The organism is Ruegeria sp. BHSA118, from assembly GCF_059613405.1.
In genome coordinates this window covers 1-1,133 of record NZ_JBXWSM010000163.1, presented here as the reverse complement: position 1 = coordinate 1,133, position 1,133 = coordinate 1, and the positions used below count along the sequence as shown (strand labels likewise).

Annotated in this window: 1 protein-coding gene; it reads left to right on the top strand. The window is 60.7% G+C overall.

What is annotated here, in order from left to right; genetic code table 11:
* The coding region (locus AC2FNN_RS21655; protein WP_496760590.1) for an aldehyde dehydrogenase family protein at positions 1 to 1,133 on the top strand (1,133 nt) is incomplete at both ends.

Sequence of the window (1,133 nt, the reverse complement as noted above, 5' to 3'; positions counted from 1 at the left end):
CCGTTGCGACGCACAAACCGCCGATCAGGCTATCCGGGATGCCGATCATGCTTTCCGGAACGGGCCATGGGCAAAGTCGGGGCCGCCAGAGAGGTCGGATGCGCTCGACCGATTGGCAGACATCTTGGAAACCTGCTGGGAAGAGCTTGTAACGCCTGAAATCCGCGACAACGGAAAGCGCATAGCCGAGGTGCGCGGACAATTTTCCGGGCTGCACAGCTGGTTCAGGTATTTCGCGGCAGAGGCGCGCAAACTACAACCCGAACCGCAAGCCAACAACGTCCCAGGCGTGCAGAGCGTTGGGTACCATTTGCCCTATGGCGTCGTGGTCGCCATCACGCCATGGAACTCTCCGTTGATGATCCTTGCCTGGAAGCTGGCACCGGCATTGGCGGCGGGCAATACGGTGGTTGTGAAACCTTCTGAAATGGCCTCGGCCTCGACTCTGGAATTCGCACGGCTGGCGCACGAAGCAGGACTGCCGCCCGGGGTGTTAAACGTGGTCACCGGACTGGGTCACGAAGTGGGCGAGGCGTTGGTTCGTCACCCCCTGACGCGCAAGGTCACTTTTACCGGCTCGGATTTTGGCGGTCGTAAAGTGGCCGAGGCTGCCTCAGCCGGAGTAATCCCTGCGGTGCTGGAGCTGGGTGGAAAGTCTCCGCAGGTGGTCTTTGCCGACTGCGATCTGGACAATGTGGTCAACGGAATCCTGTCCGGCATCTTCCTGTCGAACGGTCAAACCTGCGTCGCCGGTTCAAGGCTGATTGTTGAGGCCGGGTTGAAAGACAAGCTGGTATCACGCCTGGTCGACCGGGCGCGAGCGCTTAGGATGGGTGACCCGATGGACCCAGACACTCAGATCGCACCACTGGCCAACGAGCCGCATCTGCGCAAGGTGACGGCGATGATCGAACGTGCCAAGGCCGATGGCGCAGCCTGCCTGCTGGATGGAACCGCTACGGCAGCGGGTCGGAACGGATTCCATATCGGGCCGACGGTGTTCGACAATGTAAGCCCCGACATGCAGCTTTGGCGTGAAGAAGTGTTCGGCCCGGTTCTTGCCGTAACCTCATTCACTACCGAAGACGAAGCCATCGCGCTGGCCAATGACAGCGACTATGGGCTGGCTGCAG